This window comes from Rhizobium acidisoli, assembly GCF_002531755.2.
Taxonomy (GTDB): Bacteria; Pseudomonadota; Alphaproteobacteria; order Rhizobiales; family Rhizobiaceae; genus Rhizobium; species Rhizobium acidisoli.
In genome coordinates, this window is record NZ_CP034998.1 from 2,244,586 (window position 1) to 2,264,860 (window position 20,275).

Consider the following 20,275-nt stretch of genomic DNA (forward strand, 5'->3'; position numbering starts at 1 on the left):
AGCCCCCTTCCATTTGCATCATCGGTCGACAGGCCGGCCGCCGAAGCGGCCGGCCTCCTTTTAGAACGCCTCGGCAGGTCGTAGCTTTGCGAACTCCGTAGCCTTCACGGGACGCCTTGCTGCCTCGAACGTATCCACGAAGTGGACGTTTCCCGTTCCGAAATGGGAGAGCGCTTCTCCGAGCAACCCGGCATTCGTCGATGCGTCGTCCAGCCGCCAGAAGGGGTGCACGATAACGAAGGTTGACACGACGCCCCCCTTGCGCTCGACAACCGCGGGAAGTTGGAGAGTTCCGGCCGTTGCTATCGTACGGTTGACCGGATCGAGCTGCTGGAGTTCAGCCGCAGATCGAGACGCGATTTCGATCCAGTCGGATATCTCGGGAGCGCTCCAGTCCCCGTTCAACCCGGCCTTCCAGTTTTCGTCGAGGCAGGACCTCAGAAAACCGACGCCAAGCCGCCAGTCCAGCAGTCCGTGATAGCCGCGGTTGTTGTACCTCTGCATGCAGCGATAGCAGGACCTGTTGCAGGTCTGCCTGTGCTCGTCGGTGAAATACGGCGACACCAAACTGTCGCCGGGGTTTTCGACGATGGAGCGCACCAACTGCAGTGCCAGCGAGGACGTCCCGACGGATCCGGCCAGTCGTCTTGAGAACCCAGCACCGTTGACGAGCGTGTCCGCGATCTGGAGCAATGGCAGACCACCCCGCAGTCGCGGTTCCAGGGTCTCGAATTCCTCGGGTCCGATATCCAGCTCGAGCGCGGCACGCTGCAGGAGAAGCTGCGTTGCCGAAACCGCGGCCGCACGCATGCTCGTCTTGTACACGCTCCGGCCGCCGAGACGATCGTACGCGAGAAGCGGCGGTACGGTCCGCATGCTCATGTAGAAGGAATCGGTTCTCTTCCTCGACATCAAGCGGACGGTTTCGTCGACGGCGGGAAGGCCGCCGTGATCCGGCGGGGACCATTTCCCCGTGTTCGTGAGCTCGTCCGGGACGACGAACTGGAACTTGAGGTTATTGCCCCAGAGCTTGGGCGGCGTCTCCCTCAGGAGAACGCTCCGCTGCACAGCCTCCCTGACGACGAACCCGTCGCCACCGCCGTTGACGTTCACAGGGCCATCGTTGCGCCGGATGATCGAAGCCTTGTCCCCGATCGCGAACATCATGTTCGTTCCGTCTACAGGGTCTGCGGTGATATCTTCCATTTCCGAAGACGTTTCCCGTCGTGTCGGTTTAGAAACCATATCGTCCTGGTCCAGAGGCGATGGCCTGAACGCCGTTCGGAACCCGGCAGGCATGTAGTATCTGACGAACGACGCGGCGGGTATCGCTTTGCCGCAATCGGAGCACCGCCTGTCCTCAACGGCTCCTGGCGGTGCGGTGTTGGTCGCCCCGCACGCTTCGCAGACGGCTATGTTGGCCTGATCGGTGTACCAGTTCGGGCCGCCCGTGGTGATGAAGTTCACCGTGTTCTTTCTGCCATCGTTGAGGATCAACGTAGGCGCTGCGAAGCCGATCGACGTGTGCTTCCGCTTGTCGCGGATCAGGCTCTGACCGGGCGCGAATTCGTAGATGGCGACATCGAGATCACGGTCGATCTTATCCCATTCCGGTTGCCCGATATCGGATGACTTCGTGCCGATGATCAGGTCTCGTACCCTGGTCGGCATCCCGTACATCGGGAGCAGGCCGTTTTCGGCAAGGAAGCTCGCGAGGTTGGCATTGGATCCGGACCCCGCTTCGCGCAGCCCCATCAATTCGCCGATGAGGATCTCGGGTGTCAGAGCCTGGAGCAGTTCCTCTTCCCTGCCCGGCATGCCGGATCCCAACGCCCTCGCCGACGCGTCGCGCACGCCGATCGATGCGTCAAGAGCTCTGGCGAGGCGCTCCGGCCACGGCGATCCTTCTCCGTAGAAAATGTGAGCCGGCACGAACTCGCCGTGCACGTCCGCCCGCGCGTCGTCGCCCGGGTAATCCTCGCCGCATTCGTCACGCAGGATATCGAAGGCTTCGATCAACCAGAACTTTCGGAGCAGTCTGAGCGGGATGGCCAGATGATCCGACGTCAGGAACGGCGGCGGCGGGGCGTCGCCCGTAATGGCTTCAGGGTGCATGAAATAGTGGAGGTCGTGACTTCTGCTACGGCAAAGCGTCGCGACCATGGAAAATGCCTGTCCGCGGCGACCCGCGCGGCCGACACGCTGCTGGTAGTTGAAGCGCTGTGGCGGCATGTTGGCCTGATAGACCGCCTGCAGCGCGCCGATGTCAATGCCGACCTCCATCGTCGTGGTGACGGAGAGAACGTCTATCTCCCTTGCCTTCCTGTACAGATCCCCTTGGCCGCCATCCTGACCGTCGACGAAAATGCCGCGGAAACGACGGAGGCGGTCGGCTGGTGATCCCGTCTGGCCCGTCAGTTCTTCACACCGCAGCCGGAACGCTTCGATCCCGGCGTCCGCAGCGTGCTCGATACTGCGCGCAAGGAAGTGCCGCTCTCGGATCTCGGCGGTCTTCCCCGTCGGCTCCTTGGGCAGCTTCACGGCGCAGCGAGTGCACACTCCGACGCCACGATGGAGATGGACTCTCGTGCAGTTGGTGCAGGCAAAGTAACCGTGATCGCTGTCCACCAGCCTCACGAATAGCTTTTCCGGATCGATGAACCCGTTGCCGTGACCGAGGCTTCTGAGTCTTTCGATGACGGTCTCGAGTTCCTCCGCCGGCTCCTTGAGCCCCGCGGCTGCGGCGAACGTTTTTACCCGCTTGTTTTGAACCGAGAGCCCCGTCGGCCACTCCTTGCGCTGCTCGTTTTTCTCGACCCAACGATTGCCACGCACCCTATATGCGTCGGCGAAAACACGTAGGTACGCGTCGAAGCGATCGTGGTCGGCACCTTCCGCGGGGAACAGGGATGGATAACCCAGCCCCGTTTCTTCCAGGGCGAAGTACGTCTTGGAGAACAGGACGTCGTCCACCAAGGGCCGCATATCGGTGATGACGTCGGTTCGCGCCGCCTGAAGGGCATTGGCGTCTTGCTGCTCGCGCCAGCGGACAAGCTTGTCTTCCTGGCGGAAGAGTTCGTCCCACTCGAAGCCTTCCCTTCTATCTCCCTCGCCTATCCGGGCAATTCCGACGTCGTCGGTCGGGTGCATTCCGATGTCGATCATCCGGCTAAGAAGCGGGCCAGCCTCGTCGGTCACCACCTGGCCCGTCCGCACCGGCGTTTCGACGACACCGCTCAACGGCACCCGGCCACCTTCGCCGTTCTGCGGGAGGGCGGTGAGCCGGGCCAGGATTTTGGACATTTCGGCGTGGTCCATTTTCGCCGCGGCTTCGTTCAGTCGTGCCTGAAGCGCTTCCCGCTCCGCCGGAACGTCCGCGGCGAACGCTTCGAGGCACTCGATCAGGAGCTGCCGTCTGCTGTCCTGATGATGCCGCCGCTCGATGTCGAGCGCCGCCCGCGACGCGTCCTGCCTACTGTCGGAGAATACGACCGCCTTGGCGAGATCACCGCTGGCGTGAAGGACGGAAAACAATTCGGTCGCCACGAGCTGAGAGCTCTTCGCGAAGCCTGTCCGGAAGCTTCGGATGGGGGATTGCCTGAATTTGGCGCTACGACCGCTATAATCGATGCCGCACGCCGGGCAGCACTTCGGCCCTGCGGAGCCCGGTGCCTTGAGGTTGTTGCCAAGTTTGGGAGGCAGGCAAAACAACCGCCCGCGGACGCCTGTCCGCCCCTCGCCGACGGATCCGAGCACGAGACCGTTCCGGGTGTCGAGGGTCGCTTCGCTCCAGGCCTCGTCGGTGGTGTCACCTTGCTGCGCGGGACGCGTCGTCGGCCAGAAGACGGCGAAGTCCTGATAACTGAGATCTTCGTAGTTTCCGGTTGCCCCAGTTTCGGGGAGACTTTCCAGCTCCGGGGAGGACGGCAACAACTCTACCGCGAGGCCGTTGCTTCGTCCGGTTTCGCCGCGTCGTCCGCCGATGAATTCTTCGCCGCAGGACTCGCAATAGACCAGTTCGAAAATCCGCTGATGGCCCTCACCCACGGTGCCGTAGCTCGTTCCGCGCTCGATCGTGACGCCCGCGAAATCGACGCCGCTGAATGTGTCGACCGGGGTGGCGAACAAGCCTTCGATGCTGCGAATGAAGATGTGTTCGCGGAAGCTGGTCGTTTTCTCGTCGATCTTGAAGCCCCAAAGATCGTGCGTCTTGTCGCCGAGCCCCCGCAGGACGGTCAGCCCCCGGAGGGCTTCCATCGCCGCTGGCGTCTTCTCGCCGAATATGCGCTCGGCTAGCGTTTCCGCCCCAGTGGCGCGCAGCCCGTTTCCGTCGGCGGTCCTGCACGCGGCTGTGAGTACGGCGGACGCCGCCTCGATAGCTTCCTTCGCTGCATCGCCCGCGGCTTGTGGTGGGACAGCGACAAGTGCCTTCGCGCAATCGATTACGACGGCGTCCAGCTCGGCCGACCTTTCTCCGATCTTGCCGATCAGCGCGCCGTCCGCAGACAAGACCGCGATCAACGCCCTGAACGGACTTCCGTCCAGCGGAAGCGGCTTTTCGGGAGTCGGTATTTCCGGGGTCCCCGGAACGATCGCGGAAGCCCAGTCCTCCGGGCCGGTTGCACCGGGATCGTCAGCCGTTTCGCTCGTGCCGTTGGGACCGAAGAAGTCGTGGAGGTATCTCAGACTTCGTTCCCTTTGTTCGCCGTCGAGAGGAAGCGATGCGCTGGAGGCCAGGATGCGCAGCTTATGGCGATGCTCCGGCCTGTCGAGGCCGAGCTGCGCGATGAGGCCCCTTATCAAGCCCGACACTTCTGTTCCGGAAGATCCGCGCACGAGGTGGAGCTCGTCGAGCACGAGGAAGAAATAGCTGTCGTCGTCACGCTCCAGCCACTCCCTGGTGAGATCGAAAACGGGTGCCTCGACTTCTCTCGACAGCATCGTCCCGAGCATCGAGACGTTGGTGACGAGAATGTCCGGTGGCGTCGCTTGCATATCCCAGCGGGCCACGAGTTCACTCTCGTCAACGGACGGAAAAAGATATCGGGTCGGATCGTCGTCCGGATGATTTCGATCATGCGTCCTCGCCAGCTCCTGGTCCCGCTCGTAGCTGGACATCGCCGCGGCTACTCTGGCGACCCTTCTCGCGGCAGCATCCTGTTCCTTCCGGTCGTGAGGACGGCGCGGATGGACTAGATGCCCGGCAACCGGAGTGGCTCCCGTGTAGCGGCCGAAGAAGATCCTGTTTCCGGCGAACCTTTCGTCCATCACCGCCGTCGCTTCCGGAGAAGTCAACGTCCTGCGCAGACGGCTGAGCTGGTCCTCGACCAGTGCGTTCATGGGATAGAGAACGAGCGCTCGCAGCGCCTTGGGACGATCCGACGCCTCCCCTTCTCGGTGTAGCCTGAACTCGGAAGGCGTATCCCTCCACCAGGCGTTCGCCAGATACCCGGGCTGCGGCGCGCTCCATTTCACGGCTTCCTCCGCGATAGCCGCCAGGATCGGAAGCATGAACGCTTCTGTTTTGCCCGAGCCGGTACCCGAGGTGACGATACCGGGAGATCCGGGCCGCGTGCCCTTTGCCAGCATCTCCATCTGATGTTCGTATGGTTTGAATATGCTCTTGCGGGTGACTTCGCCCTCCGCGGCGAGGCCCGGATAGAGGCCCGAGAGCGCCAGTTCGGCGAAAGCCCGGCGGCCGGACTTTGAAAGATGACCGATCGGATTTTCGGAGCTTTCGAGGTCGGCAAGGTCTTCGAGTGCTAACGGGGACGATCTGTACCGAGGCACCGGTTCGAGGAACGGAACCGTGGCAAGCGTTCCGGAAGTCCGCAGCAGACGTCTACGCTCGGCCGCGAGGGCCGGACGGCGCACACGGAACGCCGTGTCCAGATAAGAGATGTACAGCTCTCTGATGCGTTCGAACGCTCCGAGCGGGTCAAGCATGGTTCATACTCCTCAATTTGAAAGCGTTCGCAGGTATTCCCTGCCGAGTTCGAGGCTCCCGATACGATCGGCAGCGTCGGCCGGCGAAGCGTCGAGGTTCTCGCAAAGAATGCGGACAGTCTTCTCGACATCGAAAATTCCTGTACCGCGTGCTGCGACAGAAGCCCGGAGCGCAAGCGGCATCCGTTTTTTTCCGGATGGACCGAACTCCGCGCTCATCAGGGATCCGATTTCGTTTCGGGCGACCGCGGGCTTGGCCCTGAAATCGAACCACAGTCCGGGTTCGTCCTCGTCTCCGAGCAGGTTCTTCAAGAAATCAGGGTTCAGTTCCGTAGGGCCTTGCGTCTTGAAGGGCACCACGAGCTCCGAAAGATTTGCGACGCTGCGGTCGCGGTCGATAGTCGCAGTAGCCATGGATAGGAACACCAGGAGGTTTTTGGGCCTTTCCTGTGCGCGCAGCGTCGCTATCAACGGGTGTATCCAGAGGTCGAGCGGCGTTCTCTCGATGCCCTCCAACAGTACCATTCGGGCCACCGAAGGGTCGTTCGCACAAGCGGCCCAGGCACGCGACAACGGGGTCGGTGTCCCCCGGGCAGGAGAGCGCCATAGATCGTCGTAGCCGATCGTCGAAGGATCCAGCGACTGAACGGCGAAACCGCCTTGTGCGACCACCGATGCATAGCACCGGAGGACAGCGCCGGCGACGTCCGGACAAAGGAGAAGGACCTCCCCCGATCTCGCCAGGAGATCCAGCGTCTCGATATCCCGCGGCTCGAACCCGTGCTGCGACGCTGCAGCACCTAGTTCCTGATTCAGACGTTCCCATGGCACAGGGGCCAGATCGTAATCGAAAGTCGGCAATTCGGAACGCGGTGGCCCGTGAAGGACGCGCGAGACCGCAGGCTTTTCGCCCCGCAATACCTTCTCGATATCTTGAATTAGACGATCGGCTTTGACCTCTCGCCCGTCCTCGTGGACCTCGATCAGAGACGCTACATTGGCGGTCAATGACCGGATTTCCCGTTGCGTGCGATCGCGGCGGTCGGCCAGTTCGGCTACAGTTCGTTCGAGTGACGCCTTCTCGACGGTGAGTTTCGATAGCGTCTCGTCGAGTTCCGTGTTTTGCGCCGAAAGAGCTTCGTAACGCGTTTCGACTTCCGCTCTGACATCGGCCTCGACGCTCGCGGCAAGTTCGACTTCGAGCGTTCTGCGCCTCTTGTCGAGGGCCTCGGAAAGCTTTTCCTCGACTGGTGCGAGAGAACTCAGGATGTGCACGAGTTCTTCGATTTCATCGACTTCGAAACGCATGTCGGACGCGAGACGACGAACCCTTTCGCCGTCCGAGCGCCAGGGTTCCTCGTCGGCCGGTAGAAGACCGTGACGGTCGAGCGTGGTCAGGAACGCGTGGATTTGGGACCTTGTTGCGGGGTACGGGAGTTCTCCCGGTTCCGGTGCGGAAAGGCGCTTCAGCTGCTTGAAGAGGGAAGCCAGAAAATCCTTGTCGAGCGACCAGTCAATCGTGCCCTGCACCGGTCCGACCGTGACGTCCGGAACGGAATACCAGCAGCCGTCGATCCTGTCCCCGGCGAACAAGGAGCGGTCGAACGAATAAAGAGGCAGCTCGGCCAGGTCGATAAGCTCCGCCACGCTCTTCTTCCCCTTCCCATCGCGCACGAGCGAGATGCGGACACATAGGTCATCCGGTAGGACGACGACGACGGTCTCCCTGTCGGCCTTACGTCCTGAAACGCCCTGTTCAACGAAGATTCGGCGAACGTCCTCGGGATCGCGGTCCGAATAGTCGAGAACTTCCTCCACTTTCCGCAGGGTCTGCAGCCTGAACCTGTCTTGCTTCGTGAGGTCGGTGACTTCGGTGACGTCGAAAGCGAAGAACGCCTCACTTGCGCCTTGCGGATGGTTCGGCGAAAATACCTTACCCTCGGTAGGGAAGTAGTCGATCCACTTGTCGTAAACCCGCCATGCTCCATCGCGGGAGAACGCCCGTGGCTGGATCCGCGTATGTAGTCGGTTCGGGCGCGGGTCGTAAGCGTTGCGACCCAAATACCATTGCGTTGTCATCTACCGTATCCGATCGGGTATGCGTTCCAGGCGGGGCGTCGTCCACCTCGATGCCTCCATTCGACTTCCGAGGCGGCGGTTCCGGAACGGCTCGCCGCCCCCGTCTCGAAAGCCGCGCCGAGATAATTTCCAAGCCACATCTCGATCTCCCGATCTGGCGAATAGGAGTACTCCCGGTTCGGCCCTTCGCCCGGCGAGACGCCGGAAGCCCGGAGGGAGCGAAATCTCATCGCCCTGGCGATCGGTAGCGGCAAGTGCCCCGATTTCCGGGTTCTGACGACGCGATCCTCCCGCTTGCTAAAAAGCGGGACGCGATTCAGGCGGTGTCCTTCCAAAACAGCGGCTACGCGGCTCCGGGTCTTCCGCAACACGCCCGACCGATCCCGGACCACGTAAAGATCGGGCTCGTCGCGCCGCTCTCGCGCCCAGCATTCGACCGTGATCGGCATGGGATCGCGGTTGTATTCCAGAAAAAGCCCGACCTCGTGTGACCAAATCGCCGTACGAATCCGACCCTCTGGCGTGCGGCTGTCCTCAATCCACTGATCCGACGGGCTGGGAAGGCCCTCCAGCACCGTCATCGGCCACGCCAAAGCTTCGGAGAGCTTGCCTATACCGGGTCCCGAAAGTCGGACCGTCGACAAGGAGTTCGGAGATATACCGTCGTGCACCAGGACCGCGACGCCGAGGCGATTGGCAGTTTCACGAAGTCGATCGAGCGCCGCACTGCCCGTTGCCCCGTCCACCACCGCGTCGCCACCCGGGATGCCGATGATGCCGGGCGGTCTGCACCGCCAGAACCGCGCCCGCCAGCTCGTCGACGAGTAGGCGTCCAGCCAGCCGGCTTCCTGGAATGATCGTATAATATCCCAGATGATCGGTGATTTCGGGTAGGCACTTTCGACGAGACCGACGAGATCGCCGTCACGCCACCCGGAGCCCGCGCGCGAAACGATCGCCTCACAAAGAGCAGAAATCGTCTCTGTCGGCTCGACCGACCCGGACTCCGACAATGTTCCCCGACAAGGAACGGATGCCGGGACCGTGTTTCTCAGCTCTTCCTCCGGCCGCCATCTGTCCGCCCGTGGAGGCGGTGGATATACGGCAGGCTCAGCGGCATTGCGTTCAAGAGCGAACGGAATGTCGAGGGAATTGCCGCCTTGGGCGACGGAGACGCGCCAGATACCGTCGAGCGGCTGCGTTGCCGTCATCACGCCGTCGTCGGCCACCGCGAGTTCACCGTGCGAGCCCACGAGGCGGGTTGCCGCCACGGTCCCCGCACCGAATTGCTCGACGCGGGGCAGGAAGCCCGGACGGCCGAGATATACGCCGCGCTTCAGCGAAACGCCGCCTACCAGTTTCGGCCGATCGAGCTCACGGACCCCCGGATCGTTGATTCCGAGTAGCCTGACGATGTCGGATCCGTCCACGCGCTCCGAAAGCCGCCACCCCGGCCCGATCTCGCTCCAAGCCGCCATCAAGCGCCACGCGCGCGGCGCGGAGCCGTCGGCGGCCACGATCATGCATATGTCGTTGGTGTCTATCCCGGCGTCGTCACAAACCCAGCACCCGGCAGAACGTTTGAATATCGCGTATCCCCGAGCAAGGGCTTTCGCCATGGCGGAGCGAGGATCGCGCGGAATACTCGCCATTGTGTCGAGCCAGGATCCGTCGCCCTCCGGTGTCGCATCGAACGATCCTGCCGTTTTATCGACCAGGCGGAACTCGGGTTCGTCCTGTCCGTAGCCGCCGAAACGAAGTTCCACGGAAACCCGCCGATGAGGGGCCTCCCCGGCTTCCACGGCGAGTTCTGCCTCAATACTTTTCACCAGTGACCAGAAACGATGTCCGTCGAGCATGGTTTGGCCGGACGTTCGCCGCGTGCCGAAATCGGTTAGTGCTTCGACGATCGCTTTGGGGATGTCGAGCGTCCGGTGGGGCCTGGAAAGCTCTGCCACGAGCCTTCCCGGCGAAATCCGGACCGCTTCGGGAATGCCCCTAAGGATCGCTGTGAACTGGGTGCGATCCCTCCATGAGGGGAAAGCCATACGTACCGCATACCCGATGAGGTTCATCGTACCGTAGTCCGGCAATACGACTTCACGCACCGCCAGACCGTTACGCCTCTGCCTAGCGCTCCAGTCAGCGAGTGCCCGCCAGAGACGGTTCACGCCGTTGACGGTCTGGAGCTCCTCCATGCCCAGGGTCTGGCCGAGCCGACGCCTGAAGTTATGCGTCCCGCGGTCGACGCCGGCGATGTCGTTGACCGCGATAACGCAAGTCAGCACGAGATAGCGGAAGTACGGAGGCCGGTCTTTATCACGCAACGGGTAATCGTCCCTGCCGAGCCATCGGGTGACGTCGCCGATACCGAATCCGCTCAAGAAGGAGTTCAGCGCCTCGTCGCCCGACCAGGCTTCGCCCGACGCCGTCGCGAGCTCCGGAACCGTCGCGTCCAGGAATGTCATCGGCACGCCGCCGTAAGGACCGTCGGAAGAGAGGTAATGGCTGCAGAGCCTGACGTTCCAGTCTGCGCCGGTAAGCGTGGTGACGGCGGGCATTGCGATTTCCGTACTTTCTCGAATGCTCAAGTTGTAGATGTCCGCGGCTGATTCGCAACGGATATCTTGCAACCAGAGGTCGGAGTAGATGGAAAGTCATCGGCAGCCGTTTTTCAACTTCTCGGTAAGCGGGATAATCTGCCGAGGTAGAAAGCGATTTTGTCGGTCGGACACTGCGGCTTCCGGCCTCTACAGGAGTATTGCTTATTCACACGTGATCCGTCGGCAACGAGAAAATCGATTGACCGTAGTGTCCGTGCCCGGTTCAATCTTTGCGATTATTGCGCTGATTCCCAGTTCTGGGCATGCGATTTACCGGGGGCATCTGCCGTGAATATAGAAGCTATCGACCTGTTTTGCGGAGCGGGTGGGTTGTCCTACGGGCTCCAGGAGGCCGGGATCGCTGTCAAAGCCGGACTGGATCTGGACGGCAAGTGCTCGTATCCATTCGAAGCCAACATGGCGGGTGCCAAATTCCTGGAGAAGGACCTCTCGGAGACAACCGGAGATGAGCTCGCTGCCTTCTATTCCCAGGATTCCGTAAAGCTTCTCGCGGGCTGCGCCCCATGCCAGCCGTTTTCGACCCTGCGCAACGGCAGCGATCGCCAGACGAATAAGAAATGGCCGCTCCTCAACGAGTTTGGCCGCATGATAGAGGCGCTCGCTCCGGACGTCGTGACCATGGAAAATGTCCCCGTACTGCGGGGCGAGGCCGTCTTCCGCCATTTCCTCGGACTTTTGGAATCTAACGGTTATAACGTCTTCTGGGAGGTGGTCGACGCAGCCGACTACGGCGTGCCGCAAAGGCGAAAACGCCTCGTGCTTCTGGCGTCCAAGATGGGGCCGATCCGGCTGCTCGAACCTTCCGAACTCGGTACTGAGCGAGTTACCGTCAGGGAAGCCATCGGCGACCTTCCTTCTATTTCCGCCGGAGAGAGCTCGACGGACGACCGTCTTCATCGGGTAAGAGCGATAACGCAACTCAATCTCGAACGGATCAAGGCTTCGAGACCCGGCGGGACATGGGAAGATTGGCCGGAACGTCTTCGTCTGGCATGTCATCGGAAAACGTCGGGCTCTAGTTACAAGAGCGTGTACGGACGTCTTGAGTGGGACAAGCCGTCGGGGACGATCACCACCCAGGCTCATAACTTCGGGACGGGCAGGTTCGGCCACCCGGAACAGGACAGGCCGCTGTCGCTGCGCGAGCTCGCCATACTGCAGTCCTTTCCGGAACACTACCGTTTCGTCGACGAGGGTGAAGAGGTCGAGTTCACGCCGCTCGGCCGGCTCATAGGCAACGCCGTTCCGGTAAAGCTCGGAAACGCGATCGGGCGTTCGATCGTGGCGCATCTCGAACATTACGGAGACGACAGGTCCGGCACGAACTAAGCGGGTTCCGGCCACACAGGGGAAGCACGAGCGACTTCGCAATCCGCTCAAAGCGCTTTTTGTCCACGACAGAAAGAAAGCGACCCTTGATCGAACGCGCGTGCTGTACATAAGTACGCTCATGGACGGATTTCAATCCACATACCCGCACGAGCGCGTCCTCGCATCGGGGCAGCCCTAGAAGATGGTCGACAGCATTTCCAACGAACAGCGCAGCCGTTTGATGCGCCGCGTCAAGAGGAGCAACACGAAGCCGGAGATGATCGTCCGTCAGCTTCTGCATGCGCGCGGCTGGCGATACCGTCTTCACGTCAAGAGCCTCCCCGGCACGCCCGATATCGTCTTCCCTTCCCGGAGAGCCGCGTTATTCGTCAACGGGTGCTTCTGGCACGGACACACTTGCCGCCTCGGGCGGCTCCCTTCCTCCCGGCGCGAGTTCTGGGTTCCCAAAATCGAAGCCAACAGGGCGCGCGACCAGAGGAAAACGGATCAGCTTCTAGCCGCCGGATGGCGCGTGATGACGATCTGGCAATGTAGTCTTAACAAACCGAAAGTAGCATTAGAAGACGTCGAGACTTTCCTTCGAACCGCAATTCCGGTAGCGGAGACTGTCGCCAAGGACGACACACCGAGGGATAAATGCTGAAAGCAGTAAATAGCGCACCCGTCACCCCGGCGGTCTCGTGGTCATTCGAATACAATCCGCCGATGGGCGGTGCGGCGGGCGAAGCGTTCACCAATACACTTGCGTCTTCCGGCATGCATCCCGCTGCCGTGTTGGCACGCGAGGCGATCCAGAACAGCGTCGACGCGCGGGTCAAAGGCGAAGCCAAGGTGGGCGTACGCTTCGTAGCCAAAACGCTGGTGCGCGCGGAAAAGGAGCACTTCGTCTCGGTTTCCGGCCTCGGGGCGGTGCGGTCCCGCGCGAACGCGTTGAAGATCAACCAACCGAACTGCCTGCGAACCCTCGGAGACGCAGCCAAGCCGCTCAACCTCCTATATATAGACGACTACAACACGACAGGCCTGGAAGGAGACCCCACCGATCCGGACTCGAAGTTCTACCGTTTCCTCCTTTCGCTCGGCGACGGCAGCAAGGAGCACAGCAAGGAACACACTGGCGGCTCCTACGGTTTCGGCAAGTCCGTTTACAGCTCGAACTCCGCGATTCTTTCAATGTTCGCTTACAGCAGGACGCTGGACGGCGACGGCAAGCCGCTGTCGCTGCTCTTCGGCTGCGGCTACTTCCGCAAACACAAGTTCGAAGACGAGCACTTCACGGGTCGTGCCTGGTTCGGTGTCGACGTCACGCCGGAAGGCGGCCTGCAGATCGTGGAGCCGCTACTCAACGACGACGCCGACCGGGTGGCCGCCGAGCTCGGTTTTGCCACCCGCGGGCCAGATGAAAAAGGCACCTCGGTCTTGATCGTCGACGCCGTCGTCGATACCGACGAGATCCTCAAGGGCGTCGAGGACTGGTGGTGGCCGCGCCTCATCCGCAACGAGCTTGACGTCACGGTCGTCGATGCCAAAGGGAAGCAGTCGTTCCCCCGACCCAAGAAAAGGGAAGACCTCAAGCCTTTCATAGACGCGTTCTACCTGGCGGACGGCCAGTCACCACCGAACAACAAGACAGACTTCCGGAAGTCGTTCCTCAAGGTGGAGGACCTGGCCCTCGGGGTCGCGGGCTTCAAGCTCCTGGAGAAAAACAGAAAAGACGAATACGCCGTCGAGGAAGAACGGCTCGATTCTGTCGCGCTGATCCGCGCGCCGTTGATGGTCGTGGCGTATTATCGGTCCTGGAACGCCCAGAACCCTCCCTTGGTCGGCACGTTCTTCGCGGATGAAGACATCGATGACATTCTCCGCTCCGCGGAACCGCCCGCCCACGACAGGTGGGATCCCGACGCACGTCGCCTCCAGGATGCCACAGGGCAGAGCCGCGCCATTGTCGACCGGGTCCTGAGGGCAATCAAAAGGAATCTCAGGGCTTCCCAGGGCGCGGCCTCACCACCCCCTCCGCCACGACCGAAGAAGCTCACGATGCTGGAGCGAACGCTCGCCAATTTCTTGACACCCGCAAAAAAAGGTTCGCAGCCGCCTGTCGAGGCTTCCTCCGCGCCGATCAACCTGTTCTACGACCAGGAGCCGCGAGCCGAAGCGGTTGGCGACAAGCTGCGCCTGACGGCGGCCTTCAGCGTCAAACTCAAGGCCGAGGAAGACGTAGACGATATGGTGGCGCGCGTACGCGTAACCTGTCCGGTTATCGAAGACGGCCAGTCGGGCGACGATCTACGGCTCTCGATAACGGCGTCGGCCGATCTCGAAACAGATCCTGCCAAGGAGGGCTGGAGCCGCTTCGTCCTGACCCAGTCGAGCGTCAAGTTCGTATGTGAAAGCGAGCTGTACGATCCTCTTTGGACCGTGAAATTCGTTCCCGAAGTGGAACCGGCAGGGCAGGACTGATGGCAGCTCAAACATGGCACAGGGCGGAACCCCGCGAGGTTCGTCCGTTCTTCGAGACGATCAGCGCCGAAAAAGCGCTCGATCAGTGTGGAATCAAGCTTCAGGACGACGGCGAATTTTCGACCGACGCGTCCTTCGAACTCGACGAAATCGACTTCCAGAAGCTTGCACTGACCGTCTCGCTGAAAATCGCGGATTTCAAGACCTGGATCGGCGGAAAGCTGAAGGCAGACGACTTGGAGCTCATACTCGTCGTGAGACACGGCTTTCTCAAGCGCTCGGAGGTCATCCACCGCACAGGGCTCGGAGCGAAGCTTCCGGCGCGCTGGTCCGTCGATACGGAAGCGCTCGCACGGCTGGGCGGAGGCCGCAATACGCAGGTCACCCTCGCGATATGCCTGGCGAACGATAAACAGCCGGAACCCGGGGTACCATTCCTCCCCGGTCACTGGCTGGCGAAGAAAACGTTCGTGCTGCGGTCGCGCACGATGCCAACCCTGTTCGACCTGCGCATCCGCACGGACGAAGACTGGATCGCGGTGAACTTTCCGCCCAAAACGTTCTTCGCCGTGGAATATAGGGGCGGTATCGACACCGAAATCGACGAGGGGGCGTCCGTCGCGACGGTTTGGGTTCATGCGGACGCCCATGCCAAACTCACGACCAGTGACCTCGGCGAAGTCGTACAGCCCCTTCTCGCGTCCGAAATCATCACCGCGATTTTGCTCGAAAGCCATTACGAGTGGGAGAAGCGCATCGAGGTCGACGATCGGAGTCCGCTCGCGAACCTTCTCACCAAACTCGGCGGCGACACGCCGATGAGCCTCGGCGAACTGCAGACGATCGCTAAAAATCCTTCTAAGCTCAGAGCGGTCATCCAGGATCGCCTGTCCGTTCTAGGCGCGTTGAGGTAAAAGATGCCGTACCCCTACTTCAGCAAGGCCGAGGCCCGCTCGTACCTCGCGGCGCTTTCTACTTCCCGGTCTTCCGGCGAGGAACCGCCAGCGCTTCCCGACATGCACCTCAACGCCGAAGGCGAAGCCGTGGACTGGGAGGCGGTCGCGGAAGACCTCAAGGTCGAACTGGCAAACCTGATGGCTTCCGTCGGCGAGACCGGGAAGAAATCCGGAAGTGAGTTCGAAACCGCGGCCTCACCTCTAGTCCACCGTCGGCTTCCCGAGCATCCGGCCCTCGCAGATCCGGAATTCTGGATCTGGCTCGCCGTGTCGTTCGGACAGGAGATCGTGTACTGGCGCTACGGCGACAGCGGAAACCACGGCAACTTCGGCATCGGCGGCTCCGGCGAAAACCTTTTCTACAGGCTGTGGCTGCGTGCAGAGATCGGCCATTCGCCGGACGCGGAAGACGCTTACCGCCTTGCGCGGTACGGCGACATAGACTTCTGGCGAAGCCACATCTTCCGCCAGAGTTACGGCGACGCCCGCGTGTTCGCCAGGGCTTTTCTCGAATTCCAGTTCCCGGCGAAGCGGCACGGGAAGGCGCGCCTGAAGCACATCGAAATACGCTCGCTGGCGAAACATCTAAAGCGGGCTCGATCCAATCTCATGTTTGAGGTAATGTCCCAGGAACGCGCGACTCGGTTTATAGAAGCTGAATGGCAGCGCCTTGAGTCCGAGCAACGCGGGATGGTCGATTGAAGCAGTTATTTCGCCGCACGGGCGGCCAGGTGTCGAAGACGGTCACATCGGGGCGCGACGCCGTCGAAACGAAATTGCCGGATTTGGCCGACGACCACTTGGAAGGTTCGTCCGCCTGGTGGCAGTCCTTCTTGCGCAACGGCTCCAAGCCCGCCCCGCCAGCCGGAGAGACTATCAACATCGTTGACGCGTTCTGTGGCTCTGGAGGCCTAGCGCTAGGTGTTAAGACAGCCATCGAAGCTCTTGGCAACAAGGCAAATTTTGCTGCCGTCATAGATACGGACGCGGTCGCGCTCGACATTCACCGGGCCAACCTCGGATCGCGCCGCTGCATCAGCGCCAGTGTCGCGACCCTTGTGGATTACCACGTGCTCGGACTCGGCGAGGATGCGAGCTTCGGATACGAGCCGGAAGTCGTTGACCCGGCGCTTTCGGATATCGGTCCGGTCGACATGTTCATCGCCGGACCACCTTGCCAGGGGCATTCCAACCTCAACAACCACACCAGACGGCAGGATCCCAGAAACGACTTGTATGTGGCGGCGGCCGCATTGGGTGTTGCCCTGAACGCGGAGACTATCATAATTGAAAACGTGCCGACGGTCCTGAACTCGCATTCCAACGTGGTTGCCACCGCCGTGGGCCTGCTGCGGTCGGCCGGATACGGCGTTTCGATGTCGGTATTGAAAGCGGACGAACTCGGCAGCGCACAGAGACGAAACCGTCACTTTCTTCTGGCCGTCCGTAATTGCGAGATCCCTGCCGACTATCTCGCCGGAGCAGCGCGTAAGCTAGCGTCGGAGCCGCTTCCGGTTTCATGGGCGATCGCCGATCTCGTGGATGTCGCGTCCGATCGCCTGCTCGACACGGCTCCCACCCTTTCGTCCGTCAACATGGACAGGATCGACTACCTCTTCGACCATGACCTTTACGACCTACCCGATGCCCAGCGACCGGACTGCCACAAGAACGGCACGACCTATACCGCGGTCTACGGGCGCATTCACTGGGATAAGCCCGCGCAGACCATCACGACTGGCTTCGGGACGCCCGGACAGGGGCGGTACATCCATCCGACCAGGCGTCGCGTAATAACGCCCCACGAGGCGGCCCGGATCCAGGGCTTCCCGGACTGGTTCGACTTTGCCCCGCCCGGAACAGAAGTCAAGCGCAAGAACCTCGCCAAATGGATAGGAGACGCAGTGCATCCTATCCTCGGATATGCGGTAGCCCTTTCTGCCCTCACCGCCTCCGAGAGCCTTGCGAGCGTGCAGGACGCGGCCTGACTGCGTCCGTCTTCCGAGCTGGCCTCCCTGCAGCATTTATCGATTGGGATGCTACAGCGCCGGGACCGGACTCTTGGGACCTTGGCTTATTGCGTGGCGTTGGGTGCCACTCTGGCGTGACCAGAAATGCGAAGGGCATGGTTTGTCGAAAGGCGTCCTGGAAAAAGCGCGGCGCTTCCAATTGTTCCTTGACGCCTATGGGATAAAGCCACAGATTGAGATCATGAGCGCGGCAATCAAAAGGGTTCGGCGAACGCGGGAACACATGCACGATCTCCCTATTTCTGGCGGCTCCGCTTGGGAGATTGAATTGGATCGCCGTGGAGTACTTGCCGAAGGAGCCCTGAAAGTGGCTTGGATGGAAAAACATGCGCGGGAGTTGGTGCAGCCGCCTAGTGCGACATTATAGCATTCGGATCCAAGGCGTGAGCACGCCGACACTCGGCAAGGTGCGAACGGCACACCGGTATGCGTAAGTCCTGACCTTATGGCTATTCAGTTTCAATGTCGTCAGCAAACGCCGACGACCTCTCTTAGGTGTTGATGGTGTGCTTTCCGGAATCCCGGCTGTTCCAGCGCCCGTCGCCAAAGGTTCGGTGAGGCGCAGATGCATCGAAGCTCAAGGAGGGTCGCCTTCCGGATCGAAAAGCTCATCATTGTCGGGAAACAAGTTTTGTAATTTCAGATTGGCCGTCAGTGGACCCACAGAATTCTGTGCCTCCAAATGTGCAAGGCGGCCTCGTGCCCAATCGATCATCCGTCCATATTCAGAGTCAACCTTCTCGGTCACCTCTGCCGCGTTGGCAATTGTCAATCTTAGGTCAGCGGCCTCTCTCTGGTAGGCCGCGAGTTCAGCAAGGAAGCGAATTCGTTTTTGCTCCCGATCAATCCGCAGCTTCTGAAGCTCGCGACGGCGGGCCATATGTTGCCAGCGTCTCTCGTCTTCTTCCCTTTTCTCCCGGCGAGCTTTGTCAAAGTGCAGGTGGTAGAGAACGCCGTCAGCAATACTATCAACAACACCCTCAAGCGTCTGCCGCTTGCCATCGGACCACTTTTTTCTCGCCCCATCCGCCCAGTTATGGACCTCGAATGAGAGTTTGGAGGAATAGTGGTAGTCGTATTCAGGATAGAAATGTTCCGGCGGCAACCATTGTCCGCGACGATTCGCCAAATCCCGCCGCCGCTGAAAGTCGATCTCCCTTCTTAGCTCGCTGGGAGTCGGCTCATGTTTTTCGAGCCTGCGTCCCTCAAGAATTTCGAAGCGCACAACGTCTGGAGGGATTTCTGCTCTGAGTCCTGATTCGCCCTGACCAATAGAAACCGAGCGAAGCTCAAGTGCGAGAGCAAGGTTGTGTAGGAAAGCGATGGTCCTGGTTAGCGATCTTTCGTGGATTCGAATACCCTTTACGGAAATCCCGCCATCACGGTCGGGAATTGCATTTCGGAGTTCGAGCAGGATACCCATAATGCTTGCGTGGGGTCGCTTGACCAACTCGAACGTCACTGTCGAGGGGGACTCGATCTCCGGGTCGCGCTTGGCTGCCGCACTGGAATCGACAGCGGCCTTCCGGACTTCGTGTCTTTTCGGCTTTGCGACAGGCTCTTGCCTGGCAGCTACTACCGCCTCTTGTGCAGCCTTAGCGGCAAAGGCAAGTTGCGGATTGCCTTGGTTCTGGGCCCCACCGATCTCGATGGTCTGATAAGCGGGGTTGTTGGTTTTCCATAGAGGTGTTTTTGTTGCAGGCTGACCAGCTTCGACCTTAACCCAGTACCCGCGACCTGGCACCGCGATATGGAACCGTTCGCATGTTTTCGCCAAGCCTCGATCAGATATTCCGAACTGCTCAGCGAGTTGGGGAATTGGCGTTGACCAAACGAGGTCATAGAGTTCCTGTCGAGAAAAAGTCTTGCTCATCTTCAGTACAAATCGTTAGCTCGATACGAATATCTGACATTTGATGGCGTGAGGTGACCTTGTGCAAGGTTCGACTCTTAATTTCCTTTGGTGTTGGCGAGCCGGGTGACCGTGTCATCGCTTGAGCTGTTTCACTTCCCTGTCTCCGGTAAGGGAATTCATTTGCGCCTGAGGCGATGCGTCATGCCTGATTTTAATGAGGTCCAGCAATCGATCCCGTCACAATGCAAGGCTACCCTAGACATGGAGGCCCTAAGCTCACGAGCCGCTGGACGACATGAGAGAAATTCTTCGACGAACGCCCGACTTGAACCAGCGCTCGCCGTAGTCGGTAGGAACGCAAGAAGGAAACTGAAGCTTCTCAGGTGCACCGCCCTTACGAGCTTCATCCCGGTCGGTGTTTCGTAGCCAGCGAACCCGACACGGTTGGCTACCGGTCTCACAGTCGTCGGCATTCCCGCTTGGGTGTGTTCTAAGGGGATTTCGCTAGGATAGGTCATCTCTAGGAAGAGCTTCACGTTCCGTCCTGCGGACAAGCCTTGCCCCATTATGTAGGGAAGCACTGGCTGAAAGACGGGTACGTCGGAACCGTTGATACGTGCCGAGTTGTACGACATTTTCAGCAACCAACGTTTCAGCAAATGGTAATCAAACTCTAGTTCGACCTTCTCTCCACGCTCGCGGATAACAGAAAAGTCACGATCAAATACCTGGCAGACGTAGTTATCAAGCGTCGATAGTTCGCCATTGTTACAAACGGCACAAACGTCCCGAATAGTGGGCTCGTTCGGCAGAGCTTTATCCAAGCTGGCGACCCAGAACTTTTGCTCACCCCCATCAAGCAAAGCTACGACGCGTCGATAGAGGCTCGTAGGCCAGAGGTGTTCCTTTGTGCGCTTACTTTCCGTCGGCCCGCAGAACGCGCATACCCAGCGTGTCATTTCTTTTCCCAATGAATTTTAGCCGGACACA

11 protein-coding genes are annotated in these 20,275 nt (G+C 60.5%); 6 read left to right on the forward strand and 5 right to left on the reverse strand.

All coding sequences use genetic code 11. The features are described 5' to 3' along the window. Positions 1-60: 60 nt before the first annotated feature. Genes CO657_RS11120 through CO657_RS11130 form a run of 3 tightly spaced genes read right to left on the reverse strand, consistent with a single transcriptional unit; the run spans position 61 to position 10,586 of the window. Positions 61-5,946: a DEAD/DEAH box helicase gene (locus CO657_RS11120; RefSeq protein WP_054185673.1), complete on the reverse strand. Its 5,886-nt coding sequence runs from the start codon at positions 5,944-5,946 to the stop codon at positions 61-63. A gap of 12 nt (positions 5,947-5,958) precedes the next feature. Next, positions 5,959-8,025 carry a hypothetical protein gene (locus tag CO657_RS11125; RefSeq protein ID WP_054185672.1) on the reverse strand — a complete coding sequence of 689 codons (2,067 nt, stop codon included), beginning with the start codon at positions 8,023-8,025 and terminating at the stop codon, positions 5,959-5,961. Beyond that, entirely contained in the window at positions 8,022-10,586 is a 2,565-nt protein-coding gene (locus CO657_RS11130; protein ID WP_054185671.1) for a hypothetical protein, read from the reverse strand. Before CO657_RS11130 ends, CO657_RS11125 begins: the two co-directional genes overlap by 4 nt. 372 nt (positions 10,587-10,958) lie before the next feature. Here CO657_RS11130 and CO657_RS11135 point away from each other — a divergent pair, with 372 nt between their 5' ends. From CO657_RS11135 to CO657_RS11160, 6 genes are all read left to right on the forward strand, one after another. Continuing rightward, positions 10,959-11,978 (forward strand): DNA cytosine methyltransferase, encoded by a 1,020-nt coding sequence (locus CO657_RS11135; protein ID WP_245293043.1) that lies wholly within the window; start codon positions 10,959-10,961, stop codon positions 11,976-11,978. A 184-nt stretch (positions 11,979-12,162) separates the two neighbouring features. Then, positions 12,163-12,624, forward strand: coding sequence for a very short patch repair endonuclease (locus tag CO657_RS11140; protein ID WP_054185669.1), 462 nt, complete (start codon positions 12,163-12,165; stop codon positions 12,622-12,624). After that, entirely contained in the window at positions 12,618-14,444 is a 1,827-nt protein-coding gene (locus CO657_RS11145) for a hypothetical protein (RefSeq protein WP_054185668.1), read from the forward strand. Before CO657_RS11140 ends, CO657_RS11145 begins: the two co-directional genes overlap by 7 nt. Further along, positions 14,444-15,358, forward strand: a complete 915-nt coding sequence (locus tag CO657_RS11150) for a hypothetical protein (protein ID WP_054185667.1) — start codon at positions 14,444-14,446, stop codon at positions 15,356-15,358. The genes CO657_RS11145 and CO657_RS11150 overlap by 1 nt, the downstream gene beginning before the upstream one ends. A 3-nt stretch (positions 15,359-15,361) precedes the next feature. After that, entirely contained in the window at positions 15,362-16,102 is a 741-nt protein-coding gene (locus tag CO657_RS11155; protein WP_054185666.1) for a DUF6339 family protein, read from the forward strand. Beyond that, a complete protein-coding gene (locus CO657_RS11160; RefSeq protein WP_054185665.1) occupies positions 16,099-17,388 on the forward strand; it encodes a DNA cytosine methyltransferase in 1,290 nt (429 codons plus the stop codon). Before CO657_RS11155 ends, CO657_RS11160 begins: the two co-directional genes overlap by 4 nt. 619 nt (positions 17,389-18,007) lie before the next feature. On the opposite strand, the gene CO657_RS11170 is transcribed toward CO657_RS11160, so the two are convergent. Both CO657_RS11170 and CO657_RS11175 read right to left on the reverse strand, forming a co-directional pair. After that, positions 18,008-19,303: a hypothetical protein gene (locus CO657_RS11170; RefSeq protein WP_054185663.1), complete on the reverse strand. Its 1,296-nt coding sequence runs from the start codon at positions 19,301-19,303 to the stop codon at positions 18,008-18,010. A gap of 158 nt (positions 19,304-19,461) precedes the next feature. After that, positions 19,462-20,244 (reverse strand): hypothetical protein, encoded by a 783-nt coding sequence (locus CO657_RS11175; RefSeq protein WP_054185662.1) that lies wholly within the window; start codon positions 20,242-20,244, stop codon positions 19,462-19,464. Positions 20,245-20,275 lie beyond the last annotated feature (31 nt).

Coding starts and splice junctions, on each gene's coding strand:
- CO657_RS11155 (WP_054185666.1), top strand. CDS start 15,362: ATGCCGTACCCCTACTTCAGCAAGGCCGAGGCCCGCTCGTACCTCGCG.
- CO657_RS11120 (WP_054185673.1), bottom strand. CDS start 5,946: ATGCTTGACCCGCTCGGAGCGTTCGAACGCATCAGAGAGCTGTACATC.
- CO657_RS11145 (WP_054185668.1), top strand. CDS start 12,618: ATGCTGAAAGCAGTAAATAGCGCACCCGTCACCCCGGCGGTCTCGTGG.
- CO657_RS11125 (WP_054185672.1), bottom strand. CDS start 8,025: ATGACAACGCAATGGTATTTGGGTCGCAACGCTTACGACCCGCGCCCG.
- CO657_RS11170 (WP_054185663.1), bottom strand. CDS start 19,303: ATGAGCAAGACTTTTTCTCGACAGGAACTCTATGACCTCGTTTGGTCA.
- CO657_RS11130 (WP_054185671.1), bottom strand. CDS start 10,586: ATGCCCGCCGTCACCACGCTTACCGGCGCAGACTGGAACGTCAGGCTC.
- CO657_RS11150 (WP_054185667.1), top strand. CDS start 14,444: ATGGCAGCTCAAACATGGCACAGGGCGGAACCCCGCGAGGTTCGTCCG.
- CO657_RS11140 (WP_054185669.1), top strand. CDS start 12,163: ATGGTCGACAGCATTTCCAACGAACAGCGCAGCCGTTTGATGCGCCGC.
- CO657_RS11175 (WP_054185662.1), bottom strand. CDS start 20,244: ATGACACGCTGGGTATGCGCGTTCTGCGGGCCGACGGAAAGTAAGCGC.